Origin of the sequence: Mycobacterium deserti, from assembly GCF_025345615.1 — a bacterium.
Taxonomy (GTDB): domain Bacteria; phylum Actinomycetota; class Actinomycetes; order Mycobacteriales; family Mycobacteriaceae; genus Mycobacterium; species Mycobacterium deserti.
Genome location: NZ_JAODWD010000004.1, coordinates 204893 through 221611 on the forward strand (window position 1 = coordinate 204893; position 16719 = coordinate 221611).

15 protein-coding genes are annotated in these 16719 nt (G+C 69.5%); 5 read left to right on the forward strand and 10 right to left on the reverse strand.

Going from position 1 to position 16719, the window contains the following annotated elements; genetic code table 11:
* Position 1: 1 nt before the first annotated feature.
* From murD to N4S67_RS17355, 9 genes are all read right to left on the reverse strand, one after another.
* Positions 2-1450 carry a UDP-N-acetylmuramoyl-L-alanine--D-glutamate ligase gene (gene murD, locus N4S67_RS17315; RefSeq protein ID WP_260994242.1) on the reverse strand — a complete coding sequence of 483 codons (1449 nt, stop codon included), beginning with the start codon at positions 1448-1450 and terminating at the stop codon, positions 2-4.
* Entirely contained in the window at positions 1443-2522 is a 1080-nt protein-coding gene (gene mraY, locus N4S67_RS17320) for a phospho-N-acetylmuramoyl-pentapeptide-transferase (RefSeq protein WP_260994243.1), read from the reverse strand. Before mraY ends, murD begins: the two co-directional genes overlap by 8 nt.
* Positions 2519-4021 carry a UDP-N-acetylmuramoyl-tripeptide--D-alanyl-D-alanine ligase gene (locus N4S67_RS17325; protein WP_260994244.1) on the reverse strand — a complete coding sequence of 501 codons (1503 nt, stop codon included), beginning with the start codon at positions 4019-4021 and terminating at the stop codon, positions 2519-2521. The genes mraY and N4S67_RS17325 overlap by 4 nt, the downstream gene beginning before the upstream one ends.
* A complete protein-coding gene (locus N4S67_RS17330) occupies positions 4018-5562 on the reverse strand; it encodes a UDP-N-acetylmuramoyl-L-alanyl-D-glutamate--2,6-diaminopimelate ligase (RefSeq protein ID WP_260994245.1) in 1545 nt (514 codons plus the stop codon). The genes N4S67_RS17325 and N4S67_RS17330 overlap by 4 nt, the downstream gene beginning before the upstream one ends.
* Positions 5563-5607: 45 nt before the next feature.
* The gene (locus N4S67_RS17335) at positions 5608-7536 is read right to left on the reverse strand and encodes a peptidoglycan D,D-transpeptidase FtsI family protein (protein ID WP_260994246.1); all 1929 of its coding nucleotides are present in this window, start codon (positions 7534-7536) and stop codon (positions 5608-5610) included.
* Positions 7533-8498: a hypothetical protein gene (locus N4S67_RS17340; protein WP_260994247.1), complete on the reverse strand. Its 966-nt coding sequence runs from the start codon at positions 8496-8498 to the stop codon at positions 7533-7535. The genes N4S67_RS17335 and N4S67_RS17340 overlap by 4 nt, the downstream gene beginning before the upstream one ends.
* The gene (gene rsmH, locus N4S67_RS17345) at positions 8495-9616 is read right to left on the reverse strand and encodes a 16S rRNA (cytosine(1402)-N(4))-methyltransferase RsmH (RefSeq protein ID WP_260994248.1); all 1122 of its coding nucleotides are present in this window, start codon (positions 9614-9616) and stop codon (positions 8495-8497) included. The genes N4S67_RS17340 and rsmH overlap by 4 nt, the downstream gene beginning before the upstream one ends.
* Entirely contained in the window at positions 9594-10022 is a 429-nt protein-coding gene (gene mraZ / locus N4S67_RS17350) for a division/cell wall cluster transcriptional repressor MraZ (protein WP_260994249.1), read from the reverse strand. The genes rsmH and mraZ overlap by 23 nt, the downstream gene beginning before the upstream one ends.
* Positions 10023-10433: 411 nt before the next feature.
* On the reverse strand, positions 10434-10838 hold the full coding sequence (locus N4S67_RS17355) for a DUF3040 domain-containing protein (RefSeq protein ID WP_260994250.1): 405 nt from the start codon (positions 10836-10838) through the stop codon (positions 10434-10436).
* Between the two features lie 239 nt (positions 10839-11077).
* Between N4S67_RS17355 and N4S67_RS17360 the strand changes: the two genes are divergently transcribed.
* The 4 genes from N4S67_RS17360 (at position 11078) to N4S67_RS17375 (ending at position 15100) form a co-directional block, all read left to right on the forward strand.
* A complete protein-coding gene (locus N4S67_RS17360; RefSeq protein WP_260994251.1) occupies positions 11078-11671 on the forward strand; it encodes a GNAT family N-acetyltransferase in 594 nt (197 codons plus the stop codon).
* A 101-nt stretch (positions 11672-11772) separates the two neighbouring features.
* Positions 11773-12384 carry an LppM family (lipo)protein gene (locus tag N4S67_RS17365; RefSeq protein WP_260994705.1) on the forward strand — a complete coding sequence of 204 codons (612 nt, stop codon included), beginning with the start codon at positions 11773-11775 and terminating at the stop codon, positions 12382-12384.
* A gap of 60 nt (positions 12385-12444) precedes the next feature.
* On the forward strand, positions 12445-13524 hold the full coding sequence (idsA2, locus tag N4S67_RS17370) for a bifunctional (2E,6E)-farnesyl/geranyl diphosphate synthase (protein WP_260994706.1): 1080 nt from the start codon (positions 12445-12447) through the stop codon (positions 13522-13524).
* 4 nt (positions 13525-13528) lie between these two features.
* The gene (locus tag N4S67_RS17375; protein WP_260994252.1) at positions 13529-15100 is read left to right on the forward strand and encodes an alpha-(1->6)-mannopyranosyltransferase A; all 1572 of its coding nucleotides are present in this window, start codon (positions 13529-13531) and stop codon (positions 15098-15100) included.
* Here N4S67_RS17375 and N4S67_RS17380 read toward each other — a convergent pair.
* A complete protein-coding gene (locus tag N4S67_RS17380) occupies positions 15021-15425 on the reverse strand; it encodes an Rv2175c family DNA-binding protein (protein WP_260994253.1) in 405 nt (134 codons plus the stop codon). The genes N4S67_RS17375 and N4S67_RS17380 overlap by 80 nt on opposite strands.
* 64 nt (positions 15426-15489) lie before the next feature.
* Between N4S67_RS17380 and N4S67_RS17385 the strand changes: the two genes are divergently transcribed.
* A complete protein-coding gene (locus N4S67_RS17385; protein ID WP_260994254.1) occupies positions 15490-16701 on the forward strand; it encodes a protein kinase domain-containing protein in 1212 nt (403 codons plus the stop codon).
* The last annotated feature ends 18 nt before the right edge of the window (positions 16702-16719 follow it).

Consider the following 16719-nt stretch of genomic DNA (forward strand, 5'->3'; position numbering starts at 1 on the left):
GCTACCGGGACAGCGCGCGCACGGCGGAGGCGAATGCGTCGCCGCGGTGCGCGTAGCCGGTGAACTGGTCGAAGGATGCGCCCGCCGGCGCCAGCAGCACAGTGTCGTCCGGTTTCGCGAGGTTGCGGGCGGCGGCGACCACGGCCGACATCACGGCCTCACCGGTCACCGCAGTCACAGAAGTCTCATTTGACTCATTTACCTCAGGCACCCCAAAATCCTCCCCTGTCACAAGCTGAACGACGGGGACATCCGGGGCGTGTCGCGATATCGCATTGGCGATCAGTTCCCGGTCATGGCCGATCAATACCGCTCCGACCAGGCGGTTCGCCACCGACGCGACCAGTTCTTCCACCGACGCGCCTTTGAGCAGGCCGCCGGCGATCCACACCACGCGCGGATATGCGGCAATCGATGCGCCCGCGGCGTGCGGGTTGGTGGCCTTGGAGTCGTCGACGTAGGTGACGCCGTCGACCGTGGCGACGACCTCGGCGCGGTGACGGCCGACAGCAAATCCGGCGAGTGCGTTGGCAATGGCCTCCTGTGGCACGTCGACAGCGCGGGCGAGCGCGGCGGCGGCGAGCGCGTTGAGCACACCGACCGGACCTGCGATTCCGATGCTCGACGCCTCGGCCAGGGGGACCTGCTCGCCGAACGCGTTGTCGATCAGAACGCCGTCGCGCACACCCAGTTCACCGGCAGTGGGCTCGCCGAGCCGGAAGCCCACCCGCACCGGAGCGGCCGACGTCGCCAGCAGCCCGGCCGCCATCGGATCGTCGAGGCCGGCGACGGCCACGTGTCCGTCGAGCACGCGCGCCTTGTCCCGCGCGTACGCCTCGAGCGTCCCGTGCCAGTCCAGGTGGTCCTCGGCGACGTTGAGCACCACACCGGCCGCCGGCCGCAGCGACGGCGCCCAGTGCAGCTGGAAGCTCGACAATTCGACGGCGAGCAGCTCCGCCGGTTCGGCCAGCACGTCGAGCACTGGGTTGCCGATATTGCCGCACAGCACCGCGCGCCGTCCCGCCGCGGTCAGCATCGCGTGCAGCATCGACGTGGTCGTCGTCTTGCCGTTGGTGCCGGTGACGACCAGCCAACGCCGCGGCGGCCCGAACCGGCCCGCGCGATCCAGGCGCCACGCCAACTCGACATCGCCCCAGATCGGCACACCGGCCGCCGCCGCTGCGGCGAGCACCGGCGCGGTCGGCGGGAACCCCGGACTCGTGATCACCAGCGCGTAGTCGCCGATGTGTGCCTGGGCCTCTGCGGTGGTGACCACCTTCGCCGGGGTGATGAGTCGTTGCAGCGCCAGCGGGTCGTCGTCGCAGATCGTCAGCCGCACACCGGTGGGCTCCAGGACGGCGCTCACCGAGCGGCCGGTGATGCCCGCACCGGTCACCAGGACCCGCGCCCCGGGGACCAACGCGTCGAGTTCGATCACGTCGTCACGCACCGACGGTCGTCAGCCACTCGCTGTAGAAGAGCGCCACGCCGAGACCGCACGCGATCGCGGTCAGCAGCCAGAACCGGATGATCACCGTCGTTTCCGCCCAGCCCACCAGTTCGAAGTGGTGGTGGAAGGGCGCCATGCGGAACACCCTGCGGCCCGTGGTGCGGAACGCCAGGATCTGCACGACGACCGAAGTCACCTCGGCGACGAACAGCGCGCCGAGCACGACCGCGAGCATCTCGGTGCGACTGGTCACCGACAGGCCCGCGATGATGCCGCCGAGGGCCAGCGATCCGGTGTCGCCCATGAAGATTTTGGCGGGCGCGGCGTTCCACCACAGGAAGCCGATACAGGCGCCGGCGGTCGCCGCAGCGATGATCGCCAGATCCAGCGGGTCGCGCACGTTGTAGCAGCCCACCCCCGGGCTCGTCGCGCAGGCGTTGCGGAACTGCCAGAACGTGATGAGCACATACGCCGCGCACACCATCGCCATCGCGCCCGCCGCCAAACCGTCGAGTCCGTCGGTGAAGTTCACGGCGTTGGACCAGGCGTAGACGACCGTCACGCAGAACAGGACGAACAGCGCCGGAGGCAGTGTGACCGTGGCGATCTCGCGGACATACGACAGTTCGGGGCTGGCCGGGGTGACCCCGTCGGCGTTACGGAACTGCAGCACCAGAACGCCGAACAGCACGGCCGCGCCGATCTGGCCGACGGTCTTGGCGGTCTTGTTCAGGCCGAGGTTGCGCGAGCGACGGATCTTGATCAGGTCGTCGACGAAGCCGACGGCGCCGAGCGCGGTTGCCAACCCGAGTACGAGAAGCCCGGACGCCGACGGGCCCTTGCCGTCGATCACGACGCCGACCAGATGGGTGACGAGGTAGCTGGCCCAGATGCCGGCAATGATCGCGACGCCGCCCATCGAAGGGGTGCCGCGCTTCTTGTGGTGGCTCGGCGGCCCGTCCTCGCGGATCTCGTGGCCGAAGCCCTGCCGGGTGAACAGCCGCACCAGCGCGGGCGTGAGCAGGATGGAGACCGTCAGCGCGATGCCGACGGCTATGAGGATCTGCCTCATCCGCGCGCATCCCCGCCGTCGGCGAGCAGCGCGTCTGCCAGGCCGGACAGTCGCGCGGCGTTGGAGGCTTTCACCAACACCACGTCGCCGGCCCGCAGTTCGGCCCGCAACAGTGCCAGCGCAGCGTCGGCGTCGGCGACCATGGTGGCCTCAGGCCCCCACGATCCCTCCATCACCGCGCCGTGGTGCATGGCGCTCATGGTCCTCCCGGTTCCGACGACGACGAGTCGTGACACATCTAATCGCACCGCCAACCGGCCGATGGCGTCGTGCTCGGATATCGCGTCGTCGCCGAGCTCGGCCATCTCTCCGAGCACGGCCCAGCTGCGGCGCCGCTCGCCTGCCTCACGGGACATCCATGCCAGTGCTTTCAGCCCGGCCCGCATGGAGTCGGGGTTGGCGTTGTAGGCGTCGTTGATCACGGTGACGCCGTCGGCCCGGGTGCTCACCTGCATGCGGTTGGCCGACACCGGTCCCGCCGCGGCCAGCGCCGCGGCCACCTGCTCGAGCGTGGCGCCGCATTCCAGGGCGACGGCCGCGGCGCACAGGGCGTTGGACACCTGATGGTCACCGTGCACGGCCAGCGCGACGTCGACCTGGTCGTCGCCCGCGTGCAACGTGAACCTCGGCCGGGCGAGCCCGTCGAGAGTCACCGGCCCGGCCCAGACGTCGACGTCCCTGGCGCCGGGCTCCCGGGAGACCCGGATCACACGAGCCGGCGTCACCTCGGCCATCGCGGCCACCGCGGCGTCGTCGACGTTCAACACCACCGAGCCGGTCGGCGGAACTGCCTGCGGTAGTTCAGATTTCGTTGCCGCGATGGCTTCTCGCGAGCCGAACTCCCCGAGGTGGGCGGTGCCGACGTTCAGCACGACGCCGATGGACGGCGGTGCGATCTCGGCCAGCGCGGCGATGTTGCCCGGGTGCCGGGCCGACATCTCCAGCACCAGGTAGTCGGTGGACTCCCGCGAGCGCAGCACTGTCCAGGGATGGCCCAGTTCATTGTTGAACGAGCCCGGCGGTGCGACGACCTCACCCAGCGGGGTGAGCACCGCGGCCAGCAGATCCTTGGTCGACGTCTTTCCCGACGACCCGGTGACTCCGATGATCGTCAGCCCGCTCTCGACCAGTTCGGCGGCCACCGCTGAGGCCAACCGGGCCAGCGCCGCGAGCACCGCGGCACCCGAACCGTCGGTGTCGTGTTCGAGCACGCCGGCGGCCCGGTCTGCGCCCGCCGCTGCCGGCGCGATCACCGCCGGTACCCCGACCGGCCGTGCCGCCAGCACCGCGGCGGCACCGGCCGCCGCGGCAGCCGCGGCGAAGTCGTGTCCGTCGGAGCGCGCGCCGGGAAGGGCGAGAAAGAGCCCGCCGGAGGACACGGCCCGAGAATCGAACTCGACGGTGCCGGTGATGCGGGTGGCGGCGGCCTCCTCGGGGGTGATGTCGGCCAGCCGGCCGCCGACGATCTCGGCGACCTGCGCAACCGTCAGGTCGATCACGCGCGGCGTCCCAGCGCGTCCAGCGAAGCGGCCAGCTCGTCGCGGTCGTCGAACGGCCGGGTCGCGCCGCAGCTGGTCTGGCCCGCCTCGTGGCCCTTTCCGGCGACGACGACCGCGTCTCCGCTGCGCGCCCAGGCCACCGCATAGTCGATGGCCTCGCGGCGGTCGGCGATCTCGACGATCTCTGCGCAGGTCGCCGCGGCTGCCTCCGGTGTGACGCCGGTAGCGCCCGCCATGATCGCCGCCCGGATGGCCGCGGGGTCCTCGTCGCGCGGGTTGTCGTCGGTGATCACGACGAGATCGGCGAGTTGCGCGGCCACCCGGCCCATCGGTTCGCGCTTGCCCGGGTCGCGGTTGCCGCCAGCACCGAACACGACGGCCAGCCGCCCGCTGCGCTCGTGACGCATCGTCTCCAGCACCGCCTGCAACGCGCCCGGCTTGTGCGCGTAGTCGACCAGCGCCAGAAAGTCCTGGCCGCGGTCGACCGACTCCAGGCGCCCGGGGACGGTCGCGGTGCGCAATCCAGGCGCCGCCTGCTCGGGTGACACCCCGACGACGTCGAGCAGCGCGGCCGCGAGGAGGCAGTTGGCAACGTTGTAGCGCCCTGGCAGCCCGATGCGCAGCCCGTGATGGACCCCGGCCGGGTCTACGGCCACGAACTCCTGGGCCCCGCGGTCGACCGCGCGGATGTCCTCGGCCCGCCAGTGGGCGTGTCCGGTGACGCTCACGGTGACGGGGTCGGTAGCCAGCCCGGCCATGGCACGGCCCGCCTCGTCATCGACGCAGATGACCGAAGCGCTTGCGTGCGTCGCGAATTGAGGCGCGAAGAGCCGGGCCTTGGCGTCGAAGTAGTCCTGCATCGTCGGGTGGAAGTCCAGGTGGTCACGCGACAGGTTGGTGAACCCGCCGACCGCGAACGTCACGCCGTCGACGCGGCCAAGTGACAACGCATGGCTGGACACTTCCATCACCACGGTGTCAACGCCCTGTTCGACCATCACCGCAAGTAGCGCCTGCAGGTCGGGGGCTTCCGGTGTGGTGAGCGCGCTGGCCTGGTCACGGCCGTCGATCCGGATGCCGACCGTCCCGATCAGCCCGGCCACTCGGTCGGCGGACCGCAGGCCGGCCTCGACGAGGTAGGTGGTGGTGGTCTTGCCGGAGGTGCCGGTGACGCCGATGACGCGCAGCTTGTCCGACGGCCGCCCGTAGACGGCCCCGGCCACTTCGCCCAGCACCGCGCGTGGCGTCGGGTGGATCAGCACGGGCACCCCGACGTCGTGGCCGATGTGGGCCGCGCCGTCCGCGTCGGTCAGCACCGCCGACGCACCGCGCGACACCGCGTCGGCGACGTACTGCCCGCCGTGCGACGACGCGCCGGGCAGCGCCGCGAACAGGTCACCCGGCTGGGCGTCCTGACCGCGCAGCGTCACGCCGGTGATAGTGACGTCGGGGACTACGGCGCCGACGGCGGGCACGGCCCGTACCAACTCGGCCAGCGGCCGCAGGGCATGGCCGACGGGGTGCGAGGGTCGCAGGTTCATGGCGTTGACACAGTACCGGCCTCGCGTCCGCCGATTTCCTTACGCTCAGGTGGCTTGCAACGTCAGCGGCGGCCCGGTGTCGGGCGACAGCGGTACGTTCTCGCGTTGCAGCAACCACGCCGTGATGTTGTGGAACAGCGGCGCCGCCGTCGTTCCGGGTTGCCCGTCGGCGGTGCGTTGTGGGTGGTCCATCATCACGCCGACCACATAGCGCGGGTCGTCGGCGGTCGCCATGCCGGCGAAGGTGATCCAGTAGACCTCGTCGTAATAGCAGCCGCAGGCCGGGTTGATCTTCTGCGCGGTGCCCGTCTTACCCGAGATCTGGTAGCCCTCCACAGCGGCCTGCGATCCGGTGCCCTGCTGGTCACCGGTCGGATCGCGTTGCACCGTCGCCCGCAGCATCTGGCGCACAGTCTGCGCCGTCTGCGGCGACACCACCCGCACCCCCTCGGGACGGGCCTCGTCGGTGCGGCTGCCGTCCGCGGCGATCGTGGACTTGATGATGCGCGGCGGAATCCGGACGCCGTCGTTGGCGATGGCCTGGTACATACCTGTCATCTGCAGCAGCGTCATCGAAAGACCCTGTCCGATAGGCAGGTTCGCAAACGAACTGCCCGACCACTGGTCGATGGGCGGGACGATTCCCGCGCTCTCGCCGGGTAGCCCGACGCCGGTGCGTTGGCCGAGGCCGAACTTTCGCAGCATGTCGTAGTAGCGCTCGGGACCGAGACGCTGCGCCAGCATCAACGTGCCCACGTTCGACGACTTCCCGAAAATACCCGTGGTGGTGTACGGCATTGTGCCGTGCTCCCACGCATCGGAGACGGTGACGCCGCCCATGTCGATCGAGCCGGGAACCGCAAGCACCTCATCGGGATTGGTCAGTCCGTACTCGATGACCGAGGCCGCGGTGACGATCTTGTTCACCGAACCGGGCTCGAACGGCGACGACACCGACGGGTTGCCGAGTTCGCGGTCATCCTGGCGGCCGAGGTCCTGCGACGGGTCGAAGGTGTTGTCGTTGGCCATGGCCATGACCTCACCGGTCTTCGCGTCGAGCACCACGGCCGACACGTTCTGCGCGCCCGACAGGTTCTTGGCCTGCTGAACCTGCTGCTGGACGTAGAACTGGATGTCGTCGTCGAGCGTCAGCACGACCGTCGAACCGTCGACCGCATCGTGGCGGTTGCGGTAGCTGCCGGGAATCACCACCCCGTCGGAGCCCCGGTCGTAGGTGACCGACCCGTCGGTGCCCGCCAATACTGCGTCCAGTGAATCTTCGAGACCGAGCAGGCCGTGCCCGTCCCAGTCGATCCCGCCGACGACGTTGGCGGCCAGCACCCCGCCGGGGTACTGGCGCAGATCCTGGCGCTCCGAACCCACTTCGGGAAACTTCGAGGTGATCGCGTCCGAGACCGCCGGGTCGACCGCGCGCGCGAGGTAGACGAATGTCTCGTCGCTCTTGAGCTTCTTGAGTACCGCGGCGGCATCGGGCTTGTTGTTCAGCCGAGTCGCGACCTCGGCGGCGATGTCGCGCAGCCTGCGGTCGGGGTCGGGGGCCTCGGGAGACTTCGCCTTCGCCTCGGCCAGTTGCTTGCGGACCTTGACCGGCTGGAAGGTCAGCGCGCGGGCCTCGATGGTGAACGCCAGCTTGTCGTTGTTGCGGTCCACGATCGCGCCGCGCACCGCCTTGTCGACGTCGGTGACCTTGAGCTGGCCCGCCGCCTCGGCCCGCAGCCCCTCGGCACGCGGCACCTGCAGGTTGAACAGCTGCCCGGCCGCGACGATGAGCACCAGGAAGATCACTGCGTTGCCGACGCGATGGCGGAACACGAATGATGCGCTGCGCAAACCGTTTTCGGTCGCCACCGTACGAGTGCGACGCGCCTTGGCTGACCGCTCCTGCGTCTTGGTCGTGCGCTTGGCGGGACGCTGCTTCGGCGCGCGGCGGGTGTCCTTGCCGCGGCGGCTCATGCCGGCGCGCCGGCGACCGGACCGGGCAGCGGCGCCGGAACGGCCGCGTGCGGTACCTCGGCGAGCGGAATCGCGGGCCCGGTGACCCCCGCGGGCAGCGGCGCTGGCAGTGCGTGCGGCACCTCCGCGCCGGGCGCCGGTGGCGGTGCGATGGGCGCAACGGGTGCGACGGGTCCTGCGGGCACTGGACGTTCGGCGCCCGGCAGTGGCGCCGGGGCCACCCTGGTCGGCATCCGGACGGTCAACTCACGCGGTTCTACGACGCGCGGCGCGGGGGGCGCGGGAGGCGGCGGTGGCGCCTCCTCGGGTAGCGGGGTGTTCAGCGGCGGCGGCGGAACGCCTTCGGCTGGTTTCGGGGTGCCCACGACGATCCAGTTGCCCGCCGGATCCTGCACCAGGTGCGCGGTGTCGCGCGACGGGATCATGCCGAGGTCGCGTGCGGCCTCGGCCAGCGCGGGCGCGGCCTGGGCTTCGAGGACATCGCGTTCGAGCGCTTCCTTCTGCTGCAGCAGCGCCTCGTTGGTCTCCCTGGCGGCGCCCAGTTCGTAGGAGCGCTCTGCGGCGTCGGTGGACAGCCAGAGCGTTGTGCCGAGGCCCACCCCGAGCGATCCGATCACCAGCACCACGAACGGGACACGGGCGACGAGCGTGCGCGGATTGAGGTCGATCGACGCCAGTCTGACGATGATGCGCTCGCGCAGAGGCGGCCGAACGACCTTTGGCGCCTTGGCTTTGCGTGCCTTCGCTCGAGCCTTTGCCTGGCTGGCGTTCTTGGCGCGCGCCGGTGCGTCCTTCGGCCGCGGGATGGGGCCGGTCTGCGGCGCCGATCGCTGCGGCCGCTGCTCGCGCGTCGGTCGCCGGCGCGGCGGCGACTCGGCGGGGCGGCGCTGGCCGTTACGTGCGGCGCGGCGCCGCTCGTCGCTGCCGCGCGCGGGTGCTGTCCGCTTCGCCTTTGCCTTCATTGCTCCCCCACCTTCTCCAGTGCTCGTAGCCGCACGGGTGCGCTACGCGGGTTCGACGCGATCTCCTCGGCGCTTGCGCGCTCGGCGCCACGCGTCAAGGCGACGAATTCCGGTCCGTGTCCGGGCAATTCGACGGGTAGTCCGGGCGGTGTGCGGGAAGCGGTCGCAGTGGCGAACTCGCCCTTGACGATGCGGTCCTCCAGCGACTGGTAGGCCATCACGACGATGCGGCCGCGGGGGGCCAGCGCGTGAAGTGCGGCAGGCAGCGCCTCGCGAAGCGAGTCGAGCTCGCCGTTGACGGCGATGCGCAGCGCCTGGAATGTCCGCTTGGCGGGATGGCCGCCGGTGCGACGCGCGGGTGCGGGAATCGCCTGGTACAGCAACTCGACGAGTTCACCGGTGGTGGCGAACGGTTGGCGGGCGCGGCGGCGGGCGATCTGCGCGGCGATGCGGCTCGCGAACCGCTCGTCGCCGTACTCGCGCAGTACCCGGGCCAGCGCGCGCTCGTCCCAGGTGTTGACGATCTCGGCCGCCGTCAGCGGTGCGTCTGGGTCCATGCGCATGTCCAGCGGCGCGTCGGCCGCGTAAGAGAACCCGCGGTCGGTGCGGTCCAGTTGCATCGACGACACGCCGAGGTCGAACAGGATGCCGTCGACCGCGGGTGTGTCCTGTGTCCCGTCGGCGAGCACCCCCTCGATGCCGTCATACCGGGCCCGGACGAGCCGCACGCGGTCACCGAAACCGGACAGTCGCTCGCCGGCGATCCCCAGCGCGGTGGGGTCGCGGTCGAGCCCGATGAGGCTCAGGCCACCGAACTCGGTGAGGAAACGCTCGGCGTGGCCGCCCGCCCCGAGGGTGGCGTCGAGAAGAACGGCGCCGCTGCCGTCGGGGCTGTGCCGCGTCAACGCGGGGGTCAGCAGGTCGACGCAGCGGTCGAGCAGAACGGGAACGTGTCCGTGTGAGTCTTGCGCCATCGCAGCCCCTCCGGTGAGGGCCCTTGCATCGAGGTCCCTGCCCGAGAGCGCGGGCCTGGCGTCGGGGAAGTACGCCAGGGCCGGTTCGGACAGAGGCCACGAGGCACGGGCGGTGTGCCGGTCAGTTGCCGCGCAGAGTTTCATCGCTGGCCGTCGAGAAGTCTTCTTCGTGCGCTTGCTGATAGTCGTTCCAGGCTTGCGCGTCCCAGATCTCCAGGAATCGGACGGATCCGATGACGACGCACTCCTTGGACAGGTTCGCGTACCGGCGGTGATCGGCCGACAGCGTGATTCGGCCTTGTCCGTCGGGATGCTGTTCGTCGGTGGCCGCGGCCAGGTTCCGCAGATAGGCGCGCTTCGCCGGGTTGACCCGCGCCTCCTCTGCGGCTTCTTCGGCCACCTTCTCGAACTCCGCGCGCGGGTAGACGGCAAGGCTGTGATCTTGGCTCTTGGTGACCATCAACCCTCCTGCCAGCGCGTCGCGGAACTTGGCGGGCAGTGTCAGCCGCCCTTTGTCGTCGAGCTTCGGCGTGTAAGTGCCGAGAAACATCTCGCCACCTCCGCTTCACTCCGGAGCCCCGGCCGCTCCGTTGTCCGCCACTTTACCCCACAACGCCCCACTTCTCTCCATTTGGCGGCAAACATTCGCGGTATGTCCGCACGTCGCGCCACCCCTCGCGCGGCGCCCCCGCGGTCGCCCCGACAAACCCGCAGGTCGCAGGCGTGGGGCGAAGTGGGGGCCCGATGGACACCGAAGGCGGCTACGGAGCCGAGCACGTATCCCGGGAGGGACTCCGCGGCGATTCGCCGCCGAACGGACAAGCGACTTTCGTCGAAATCAGGCAAGTGGACGCCGACGAAAGCGCGGTGGGGCGGGTGTGTGGGGCGAAGTGGGGGCCGGCCTCAAAGCACAAAGAAAGGGGCAGCCCGTACGGCTACCCCTTCTTCGGTCAGACCGGCCTTATTCGTCGAACCGCCTGCGGAACCGGTCCTCCATGCGACTGGTGAACGAACCGCCGGATCCCTTGACCCGCTTCTGGCGAGGCGCACCCGCCTCCGGGACGCCCTTCTCGCGCGCGCCTGCGACCCGCGGACCCGTGATGGCGAAGACGACGCCGCCGAACATCACCAAGAATCCCAGGACGGACAGGATCGGGAAGCCACCGATCTGGGTGGCGGGAATGGCGACTCCGGACACGAGCAGCGCGAGACCGAGAACAAACAGCGCGACGCCCTGCAGGCGACGCCTGGTCGAGGGCGCGCGCAGAGTCCCGCCGCGAACGCTCGACGCGAACTTGGGGTCCTCGGCATAGAGCGCGCTCTCGATCTGGTCGAGCATGCGCTGCTCATGGTCGGAGAGTGGCATTCGTCCCTCCCTCACTACCGGGGGCCGCCACGGCCGTCTCAAACTTCGAAGTCTTGTATGCCCGCATCGAGAGGCACCTAACAGTCATGATACGAGGTCAATCTGAGCCGTACCACCTAGTTCGACGGTCGATTGTATGACGTGGGCCGCCTCTGGTTGGCAGTAGGACACTCACCCGATAATGGTGGGAGCAACAACCGCACGACACCGCACCACGATCGCGGAGGGGCAGAGACACATTGGCGGCCTTTCTCGTTGATCTGTCGCCGAGCGATATGCAACGCCGACTTGCAGACGCGCTCGCCGTGTACGTCGATGCGATGCGCTATCCGCGCGGCACCGAGGACCAGCGCGCGGCGATGTGGATGGAACACACCCGCAGGCAGGGCTGGAAGGCGGTGGCTGTCGTGGAGCCCGCGGAGCACGGCGAATCAGGCGACTGCGATCTGATCGGGGCGCCGTTGCTGGGCATCGCCTACGGCTATTGCGGGGCGCCCGACCAGTGGTGGCAGCAGCAGGTCGTCGCCGGTCTGCACCGGGTGGGGGCCGACCGCACCCGTATCGCGGAGTTGATGACGAGCTACTTCGAGCTCACCGAACTTCACATCGCGCCGCACGCGCAGGGCCGCGGCCTCGGTGAGGCGCTGACCCGCCGCCTGCTCGCCGACCGGGCCGAAGCACACGTGCTGCTGTCGACGCCGGAGATCAACGGCGAGGCTAACCGGGCATGGAAGCTGTACCGCCGTCTCGGCTTCACCGACGTGATCCGCGGCTACCACTTCGCCGGTGATCCACGGGCGTTCGCGATCCTGGGCCGGGCGCTGCCACTGTGACGCGGCGCCTCTGGCACGATGACCTCGTGCCCGCCGGCAACTCCCGACGCAGCGCAACGCGGCTGCTCGCTCTCGTCGTCCTGCTGTTGGTCGTCGTACCGATGGCCGCCGGGTGCGTACGGATCAGGACGTCGATCACCGTCTCGCCCGACGACCGGGTGTCGGGTCAGATCGTCGCGGCGGCCAAACCCCGCGACGTCAACGACAAGGGACCGCAGCTGCTCAACAGCCTGCCGTTCGCCAACAAGATCGCCGTGTCCGAGTACAACCGCGACGACTACGTCGGCTCGCAGGCGGTGTTCTCCGACCTGACCTTCGCCGAACTCCCCCAACTGGCCAACATGAACCGCGACGCCGCCGGTGTCGACATCTCGCTGCGCAGGGCCGGTGACCTCGTGATCCTCGAGGGACGCGCGGACCTGACCTCGCTGTCGGACCCGGAGGCCGACGTGACGCTCTCGGTGTCCTTCCCCGGGGAGGTGACCTCGACCAACGGTGATCAGGTGTCGGCCGAGATCGTGGAGTGGAAGCTGCGGCCGGGCGTCGTGTCATCGATGAACGCCCAGGCGAAGTACACCGATCCCAGCGCCCGCTCGTTCATCGGCGCCGCGATCTGGCTGGGCGTCGCGGCCTTCGTGGTCGCCGGGATCATCGGCGGGCTGGCCTATCACAACCGCGACCGAACGCCGCGGGTCGGCGAGCCCGCGGAATAGGCTCTACTGTCGATGCACTCGGGGGCGAGTGACGCACAGAGAAAGGGGCGCCCGCTGAGCCTGTATGCAGCGGCACCGTCAGCGATCGAGTTGGCCAGCGCCGTCACCGAGCAGTTGCGCGGCTACTTGAGTGAGCGCCGCCGCGACTGCGCGTACATGGGTCCCGACTACGGCGAGCTGACCGCAGCACTCGAGGAGTTCGTGCTGCGGGGCGGCAAGCGGCTCCGCCCGGCGTTCGCATACTGGGGCTGGCGCGCGGTCGGTCCAGCCGAACCCGGCCCCGACGCGCTGCGGCTGTTCGCGGCGCTCGAGCTCCTGCAGGCCTGCGCGCTGGTGCACGACGACGTCATCGACGAGTCGGCGACGCGCCGCGGCCTGCCGACCGTGCATCGAATCTTCACCGACAAGCATCGCCACCAGAACTGGCACGGTTCGGCCGAGCAGTTCGGCATCTCGGCGGCGATCCTGCTCGGCGACCTGGCCCTGGTGTGGGCCGACGACATCGTCGCGACGGCCGACCTGCCGCTCGACGCGCACCGGCGGGTGCAGCGGGTGTGGGGCGCGATCCGCACCGAGGTGCTGGGCGGTCAGTATCTCGACATCGTCGCCGAATCCAGCGGCGCGGAGTCGGTGGCGTCGGCGATGACGGTGAACATCTACAAGACGGCGTCCTACACGATCTCGCGGCCGCTGCAGCTGGGCGTCGCGGCCGCCGCCGATCGCCCCGACGTGCTGGCCGCCTTTCACGAGCTGGGTACCAACCTGGGTGTGGCGTTCCAACTGCGCGACGACGTGCTCGGTGTGTTCGGCGACCCGGCGGTCACCGGTAAGCCGTCCGGGGACGACCTGCGCTCGGGCAAACGCACCGTGCTGCTCGCCGAGGCGGTCCGACTTGCCGAGAGGCACGACCCCGTCGGCGCCAAGCTGCTGCGCACCTCGATCGGCTCCGAGTTGACCGACGCCCAGGTCAAGGAGCTGCGTCTGGTGATCGAATCGGTAGGCGCCCTTGCCGCCGTGGAAGACCGCATCGACACGCTCACCCGCCGGGCGCTGCTCATCCTGAACTCCGCGGCGATCGACGCGCAGGCCAAAGCCGGCCTTGGCGAACTCGCCCGGCTGGCCGCCAACCGGTCCGCCTAGGAGCATGACGACATCGACGCCGACCAGTAGGTCGAAATCTGTTTTGTCGCAACATCTTTCACGACTGGCATCCTTCGCGATGTCGCCCCAAGCGCAACCGGCCTGGCTGGGCTTCCTCGGCGCGGTGCTGGTCACCGCGGGCGGATTGGGCGCGGGCAGCACGAGGCTGCACGACCCGGTGCTGGAATCGATGCACCTGTCCTGGCTGCGCTTCGGCCACGGGCTGGTGCTGTCGTCGGTGCTGCTGTGGGGCGGCGTCGCACTGATGCTGGTCGCCTGGCTGCGGCTGGGCAGGCGGGTGATCGACCGCAGCGCCACGGAATACACCATGGTCGCGACGACGGGGTTCTGGCTGGCGCCGCTGCTGCTCAGCGTTCCGGTGTTCAGCCGCGACACCTATTCCTACCTCGCCCAGGGCGCACTGCTGCGCGACGGCTTCGACCCTTACGCCGTCGGACCGATCGAGAACCCGAACTCGTTGCTGGACAACGTGAGCCCGATCTGGACCACCACCACCGCACCCTACGGGCCGGCGTTCATCCTGATCGCGAAGTTCGTCACGATGGTGGTCGGCGACAACGTCATCGCCGGCACGATGCTGCTGCGGCTGTGCATGCTGCCTGGTCTCGTGCTGCTGATCTGGGCCGCGCCGCGGGTCGCCCGCCACGTCGGCGCCAGCGGGGTCGCAGCCCTGTGGATCTGTGCGCTGAATCCGCTGGTGATCATCCATCTGATGGGCGGCGTGCACAACGAGATGCTGATGGTCGGCCTGATGATGGCCGCGATCGCGCTGACGTTCGGCGGCCGCCATGTCGCCGGAGTCGGACTTGTCGCAGCCGCTGTTGCGGTGAAAGCCACTGCCGGACTGGCCCTTCCGTTCATGGTCTGGGTGTGGACGCGTGATCTGCGACATCGCCGCGGATATGCTCCGGTCAAGGCGTTCGCGGTTGCCACGGCGGCATCGGCGCTGATCTTCGTCGTGGTCTTCGCGGTGTTGTCGCTGCTGGCCGGTGTCGGTCTCGGCTGGCTCACGGCGCTGGCCGGTTCGGTGAAGATCATCAACTGGCTGACCCTGCCGACGGCGGTGGCCAATCTGGTCAACGTCGTCGGCGGGCTCTTCCTACCGGTCAGCTTCTACGCCGTGCTGGACATCACGCGCATCGTCGGCATCGCGGTCATTGCGGTCGCACTCCCGTTGTTGTGGTGGCGGTTTCGCCACACGGACCGGGACGCACTGATGGGCATCGCGCTGGTGATGGGTGTCGTGGTGTTGTTCGTGCCCGCCGCACTGCCCTGGTACTACACCTGGCCGCTGGCGGTGGTGGCGGCGCTGGCGCAGAGCCCGGCGGCCATCGCGGTGATCGCCGGGCTGTCGACCTGGATCACTGTGATCTGGAAGCCCGACGGCGCACACGGCATGTACTCGTGGGGCCACGTGCTGTTGGCGACGGCGTGCGCCGCGGTCGCCTGGTACTCGCTCTACCGCGTGGCCAAGACTAGTAAGCCATCGCCTGGGCCCGACGTACCACCTCACGGGCCTGATGAGAGTGCAACGCATCAACCGGCCGGGCATTAGCCTGCTGATCGGACGCCCCGTCCCGGCTGATGGTCAGTGACGGGTCAGGGGTGAACAGCCAGCGCACGATCTCGGTGTCGTCGTATCCCCCGTCGTGCAACACGACGAGCAATCCCGGCAGGCTCTTCACCACATTGCCGGTGTTGTCGAAGAAGGCTGTCGGCACCACAGGCGTGCCGCCGCGTCGGACGGCGAGGAGATGGCCGTCGCGCAATTGCTGGTGCACTTTGGTCACCGGTACACCGATCAGCTCGGCGACGGTCGGCAGATCGTAGACGGCTTCCTCGGGGTCGAGGATGTCGTCGGCGGCCGGAATGCTGCTCACCGCATCGAGTCTAGGACTCACGCGGCGTCCCGACGCGCATGGCCGTCGACTCGAACTCCGTAACATGTCTTCGGTGGACGCCTACCGGCAATTCGACCCGTTGGCCGGGTCGGTACTGGATGGGCGGTACCGCGTCGACACGTTGATCGCCACCGGCGGCATGTCCGCGGTGTACCGCGGACTGGACCTCCGCCTCGACCGGCCGGTCGCGTTGAAGGTGATGGAGTCGCGGTACGCCGGCGACACACAGTTCCTCACTCGGTTCCAGCGCGAGGCGCGCGCCGTCGCCCGGCTCAAAAACCCCGGCGTCGTCGCGGTGTACGACCAGGGCATCGACGGCCAGCATCCGTTCCTGGTGATGGAACTAGTGGAGGGCGGCACGCTACGCGAACTGCTGCGCGAGCGCGGCCCGATGCCCCCGCACGCAGTCGCCGCAGTGCTGTCGCCGCTGCTGGGCGGCCTCGCGGTGGCGCACCGCGCCGGTTTGGTGCATCGCGACGTCAAACCGGAAAACGTGCTGATCTCCGACGACGGCGACGTCAAGATCGCCGACTTCGGACTGGTCCGCGCGGTGGCCGACGCCAAGATCACCTCGACCAGCGTGATCCTGGGAACGGCGGCCTACCTGTCGCCCGAGCAAGTCAGCACGGGCGACGCGGGACCACGCAGCGACGTCTACGCGGTGGGTGTGCTCGCCTTCGAATTGCTCACCGGTGCAACGCCGTTCACCGGTGACACCACTCTTGCGGTGGCGTACCAACGGATGGACAACGACGTGCCAGCACCGAGCACCCTGATCGGCGGCGTGCCCGCACAGTTCGACGAACTCGTGCTCACCGCCACCGCGCGCGACCCGGCCGATCGCTACGCCGACGCCCAGGACATGGGCGACGAGCTCGAGGCCATCGTCGAGGAACTCCGCCTGCCCGCGTTCCGCGTTCCCGCGCCGCGCAATTCGGCTACCCACGCCTCAGCCGCGCTGTACGACAGCCAAGGTCGTCAGCAGGCGACGACCGAGCACCTGGCGCCTCCGCCGGTCGGGCAGGTTCCGCGTCAACCGACGCGCGAGCTCCCGCGCGACGACCGGCAACCGGTCGAGCCCGAATACTCAGGCGTGGCAGGACAATTCGCCGGCATCGACGTCGACGAATTTCACTGGGCACGCCAGCGCGCGAAGCGGGTGCTGCTCTTCTGGGTCGTCGCCGTGCTTACGCTGACCGGACTCATCGCAGCCGGGGCGTGGACACTCGGCACCAACATCGGCGCGTTGATCTGACGCGCGCCCCGAAGACGG